Origin of the sequence: Nocardia sp. NPDC060220, from assembly GCF_042727815.1 — a bacterium.
In the GTDB taxonomy this organism is placed as follows: domain Bacteria; phylum Actinomycetota; class Actinomycetes; order Mycobacteriales; family Mycobacteriaceae; genus Nocardia.
Window position 1 is genome coordinate 1 of sequence record NZ_JBHWZY010000529.1, and the last position, 4,913, is coordinate 4,913.

The 4,913-nt window shown below is 68.3% G+C and carries 5 protein-coding genes; all 5 read right to left on the minus strand.

Features of this window, described 5'->3' with window-relative positions:
* A partial coding sequence (locus ACFWF3_RS24275; RefSeq protein WP_379315412.1) for an exonuclease domain-containing protein occupies nt 1-1,142 on the minus strand: 1,142 nt, incomplete at its 3' end.
* A gap of 170 nt (nt 1,143-1,312) precedes the next feature.
* On the minus strand, nt 1,313-2,533 hold the full coding sequence (locus ACFWF3_RS24280) for a serine hydrolase domain-containing protein (protein ID WP_379315414.1): 1,221 nt from the start codon (nt 2,531-2,533) through the stop codon (nt 1,313-1,315).
* A 223-nt stretch (nt 2,534-2,756) separates the two neighbouring features.
* Nucleotides 2,757-3,350, minus strand: a complete 594-nt coding sequence (locus ACFWF3_RS24285) for a hypothetical protein (RefSeq protein ID WP_379315416.1) — start codon at nt 3,348-3,350, stop codon at nt 2,757-2,759.
* 58 nt (nt 3,351-3,408) lie between these two features.
* Complete coding sequence (locus ACFWF3_RS24290; RefSeq protein WP_379315418.1) at nt 3,409-4,044, minus strand: (2Fe-2S) ferredoxin domain-containing protein; 636 nt, start codon at nt 4,042-4,044, stop codon at nt 3,409-3,411.
* The gene (locus ACFWF3_RS24295; RefSeq protein WP_379315420.1) at nt 4,041-4,829 is read right to left on the minus strand and encodes an ABC transporter ATP-binding protein; all 789 of its coding nucleotides are present in this window, start codon (nt 4,827-4,829) and stop codon (nt 4,041-4,043) included. The genes ACFWF3_RS24290 and ACFWF3_RS24295 overlap by 4 nt, the downstream gene beginning before the upstream one ends.
* Nucleotides 4,830-4,913: the final 84 nt, after the last annotated feature.

Consider the following 4,913-nt stretch of genomic DNA (forward strand, 5'->3'; position numbering starts at 1 on the left):
GATTCCCCACCTGCGAGAAGGAGCAGATCTGTCACCGTCGCGGAGAGATTGACCGCGGCCGAACCACCGAGCTCGACGATCCGCCAGCGCGCCGCCGCAGCCTCGCCGTGGGTTCCGCCCAGTACCAGAATCCGCCGACCGGCCAGCGGACCCGATATCGCCCGTGCGGGTGCCGTCGACCGACGTGGCGCCGCAACCGCAGGTACCGCCGCTCCTTTCCGGTGCCCCGGTTCTACCGACTCGAGCAGCGCGGCGAACCGAGCCTCATCGATCACCGGCGTTCCGAACTCGAACGCCTTGCGCGCCTTGCCCGTTTCCGCATGGGCGTTGTTGGTGACCAACACACTGGTTCGGTTGCTCACCGTGCTCGTGACGTCGAGCCCCGCAGCCTCGGCACGGGCGACGAGCTCTTCCCGTTCGATCCGGGTCTCGCCGGTCAGCGCTACCTTCATCCCCTGGCGCAGGGGGCCGGCCACCGCCAGCTTCCCGGGATAGGCGAAGTCACACGGCTGCTTCGGGCCGCGACGTTCGACCGGCCACCTGGACTGCGTCGGCCTGGCCGAATCAGGTGCGCAGTCGAGCAAAGGGGGTGCGATGCCGAGATGGGCCGCGTCGGCGACCAACGCGCGAAGAACATTCGCGAGAACACGGGTGTCGTCGAGCGCATCGTGCGCCTTCTGCTGCGGCACACCGTAATACGTCGCCAGCGTGCCCAACCTGTAGTCGGGTGTCGGCAGCGCGATGCGGCGGGCCAGTGCCAACGTGCACAGTCGGCGCTGCACCGGCAGAGCTCCCCCTGCCCGGGCGAACTCCTGCAGCAGGAACCCATAGTCGAACAGCGCGTTGTGCGCCACCATCACCCGGCCGTCCAGCATGGCCGTCAGTTGGTCGCGCACCTGACCGAACTCGGGCGAGCCCTGCAGCACCTCGGCAGTGAGCCCGTGAATGTGCACGGGACCCGGATCACAACCCGGATCGATCAGGCTGTGGAACTCTCGCGTCACCCGGCCGGTGCCGTCCAGCGTCACCGCCGCGACGGACAGCACCCGGTGCTGGTGCGGCCGTAGCCCGGAGGTCTCGACATCCACCACGGTGAACGCACCGAACCCGGCTGTTTGCTGCTGCTCATCGACCTGCGTCATCCCCTGCATGAGCATCGCATCGTTCGCCGAGCCCGGAACGTTGCACTCGAACGATCAGTGACGCGCGAGTTGCGGTGCGAGACTTCGGCACCGAGTCGGGGCACCCGATCCGGGCCGTTGGCGCCGACGACTGGGGTAACGGGCCGGGGACACCTAGTGCCGCCGAAGGATCACTCGCCGCCCATCGCGATTCGGTAGAGGGTGGCGAGGGCGTCGTCGATGGGGTGTGGCTTCGGCTTTCCGTCGGGGCCGATCTCGTTCCACCGCACGAGGTTTGTCGCGACCGACATCTGGCGGGTGCCGTCGGCGCTGGTCAGAGATAGCGCTTGGGCGCCGAAGACACTGCCGTCGTGGCCCCAGAATGTCTGTCCGCCGGGAGTCCGCACCCGGTGCAGGCCGAGACCGTACTCGATCCGCGTACCGTCGAGTGCGATGACGGGCACCGTACGCTGCATCTGCGCCAACGACTCGCGGCTGACGATGTGCCCACCGAACAGCATGCGGTAGAAGCGATTCAGGTCCGCCATGGTCGAGACGAGTCCGGCGCCGGGCATCGCCCACGACATGTTGTAGACGCTGTAGTCGCGCGGCGGATCGATCATTCCGAACAGCCGCTCGTACATTCGCGGGTGCGCAACCGTCAGGGTCGGCCCATCCGGAAACGCGGTGTGCTCGAGCCCGGCGCGTCCGATCACCTTCTCGGCGACATAGGTCTCGAATGCAGTTCCGGTCACCTGCTCCAGCAGTTCGCCCAGCAGGAAGTAGTTGGTGTTGGAGTACACGCCGGGGGTCGCTCCGGGCGCCCGGGTGGCGGGCGGCGCGCTGACGCCCATTCCGATCAACTCGACCGGGTCGAACTGGGTGAACTGATGCTTGTCCAAGCTCTCCGATGACAGCTGTGTCCCGCCGAAAAAGGCTGCGAGGGAAGGAAATGAGTACGGCAGGTGCTCGGCCAGACCGCTGGTGTTGTTGAGCAGCATCCGAACCGTGATCTGCGCGCCACGCTCACCAGGGACCAAGTGCGGCAGGTAGTCACCGATCGGTGTGTCGAGCCCGATCCGCCCCTGCTCGACCTGCTGCATGATCGCGGCCGCGATGAACGTCTTGGTGATGCTGCCTACTCGGTGGACCATGTCGGGGCCGATGGCTTCGCCGGAGGTGACGTCGGCGACCCCCGCCGTGCCACTCCACACCCGGTCGCCGTCACGTACCTCCATGTACACACCGGTCATTCCCGCGTCGCGGACCGCATCCAGCGCGGATTGCAGCGCAGCCGGATCGAGTCCGGAACCTGGTTGCGCAGTGTCTGTTTCGCCGGCCGCCGGCCGCATCGCGCATGCGCTGACGGTCAGGACGGCGACGCCTACCAGCATTGTCAGTGGGATCTTCACGATTTCTGACCTCTCGTGGTCGGCCGCTGTCGTTCGAAGCGGCGCACCGATACCGTGGCAGGTGTGACCGATGGGGCGCTTTCGAAATCGTGTGGTCCGGCACGGTAGCCGGTGGTCTGGATCCGGCCATGTCATGCCGGGTATTTCGGGCCCCGACCCCGGCGTCGACCGCGGGCGCCGCCCGCCTGATAGGCAAGGCGGCGCCGAGGTTCACTCGCCGCGTTCAATCGCCGGTCTGCGCCGAATCCAGGGCCGCGAGTAAGGCCACGCCGCGGGGTGAGATCCGATAGCCGGTGCCCAGGCTGATGGTCAGGCCGAGGTTCTTCAGCTTGCGTACGTTGAGTTTGAAGCGGTGCGGGTCACGCCCGAGTTCCTCGGCCAGGTCAGGGGCCCGGGTCGCGGGGCGACGCTGGATGATTCGGAGCGTGTCGTGGGTCCACGGGCCCTCGGGATCGGTCCGGTCCATGCGGGCGAGGCGGGCGACCAAGGCCGCGGCATCGTCGATCCGGTCGTCGGCGGCCAGCGCGTCGCGCGGGTCTTCGTCGGTGAGACAGCGGATCCGGAGCAGATAGATCGGGTCCTGCGGGCCGCCGCGGAGATCGGCGATCACCTCGGCGGGTGCGTCGTAACCGGCGGCGCGCGCGTCCTCGATGCTGATCTGATCGGCGGTGACCGTCGACAGCTGGTCGACGGCGATGCGCCCCGCGCCGGTGCGGTAGACCTTGCCCTCGGTGGCCTGCCGGTGACGCCACCGGCGAAACAGCACCGTCACCGCCCCGCTGCGGATCCCGGCCCAGCGCTGCTTCTCGATCAGCATGCGACGGCCCGCTGCCGCGCAGCCCGGTGGGGTTGGATCGTGGTCGGCTCGTCCTCGATCATTCCGTCAGGCTATCGTGCGCAGCGCTGACGGAGTCACCCCCGCGGATGCCGTCGGTATGCCATTCACCGTCCGGGTAGGTGATGTAGAGCGGGCCCAGATTGCACGGGTTGAGGCAGCCGGTCGGCGTGATCAGGGCGCCGGGGTGGTCGCGGCGCAGAGTCCGGTGCAGCTCGCCCGCGCCGTACACGGTGCAGCGGGGGCCTCGGCAGACCAGGATGTGCGAGGTGTGGTCGGGGATTTCGGACCAGGCCGGGCTGCGGAAGGCCCGCGGGCTCGCCGTCACCGGTGCGCCGTCCTCGGACATCCTGGCACGCACCACATCGGCGAATCCGGCGGCGGTGTCGATGCCGTCGGTGATTCGCACGTCGAGTTCGCTCCCGCGCGTTTCCTTCCAGTTCGCCACCGCGCGCGCGATCCAGGTCTCGAGGTAGCGGTCACGTGGCACGGCGAGCGGGATCAGGGTGACCGGCGATCGGTCGCGGGCGGCGGTATCCAGGGCCGTGTGGATGGTCGGCTCCTCCTGGTCGAGTAGCGCGTAACCGACACCGCAGGCCTCGGCCAGAGCTCGGACGGACGGCAGGTCGACGCCCGACGGAGTCGGCCGGGCGATGAGGACATACCGGCGCGTCATGCGGTGCGCACCGTTCGCGGGGCCGGAATCACCAGCGGTGTGCCCGTCATCGGGTCCTCGATCACCGTGCAGTCGATGCCGAAGACTTCCGACACCAGCTCGGGGCGCACGACCTCGGCGGGTGAACCCTGAGCGACCACCCGGCCGTCCTGCACGGCGACGAGATGGTCGGCGTAGCGGGCGGCGAGGTTGAGGTCGTGCAGGACGACGATGATCGTGCGCGGCAACAGATTTCGCAGGACGTCGAGCACGTCGAGTTGGTGCGCCAGGTCGAGAAAGGTCGTCGGTTCGTCGAGCAGCATGACCTCGGGGTCCTGCGCCAGCGCGAGCGCGATCCACACCCGTTGCTTCTGACCGCCCGAGAGTTGATCCACCGATCGATCGATCAACGCGAGAGTGTCGGTGGCCACCAGCGCTTTGCGCACGGCCTCGTCGTCCTGCGCCGACCACTGACGAAACCAGCGTTGGTGCGGATGACGGCCACGGCCGACGAGTTCGCCCACGGTGATGCTGTCGGGGGCAACGGGCTGTTGCGGCAACATGCCGAGCCGACGGGCAACCGTGCGCGCGGGCTGCGGTGCGATATCGGCGCCGTCGAGCAGAACCGCGCCCGCCGTGGGCGCGATCAGCCGGGCCAGTCCCCGCAGCAGGGTCGATTTGCCGCAGCCGTTGCGGCCGACGATGACAGTGATCGCACCGGTCGGGAAATCGACGGTGGCGTCGGTGACGATCGCGGTGTCGCCGTAGCCGAGGGTGAGTCTCTCGGTGGTCAGGTGTGCGGTCATCCAGCATGTCCGATCCGGGTTGCACGGGCGAGGAGGTAGACGAGAACGGGAGCGCCGAGGATGGCGGTCACCACCCCGACAGGC

What these genes read in the sequence shown, in the direction of transcription:
- ACFWF3_RS24285 (WP_379315416.1), bottom strand. Translation starts at nt 3,350, where the DNA reads ATGCTGATCGAGAAGCAGCGCTGGGCCGGGATCCGCAGCGGGGCGGTG.
- ACFWF3_RS24290 (WP_379315418.1), bottom strand. Translation starts at nt 4,044, where the DNA reads ATGACGCGCCGGTATGTCCTCATCGCCCGGCCGACTCCGTCGGGCGTC.
- ACFWF3_RS24295 (WP_379315420.1), bottom strand. Translation starts at nt 4,829, where the DNA reads ATGACCGCACACCTGACCACCGAGAGACTCACCCTCGGCTACGGCGAC.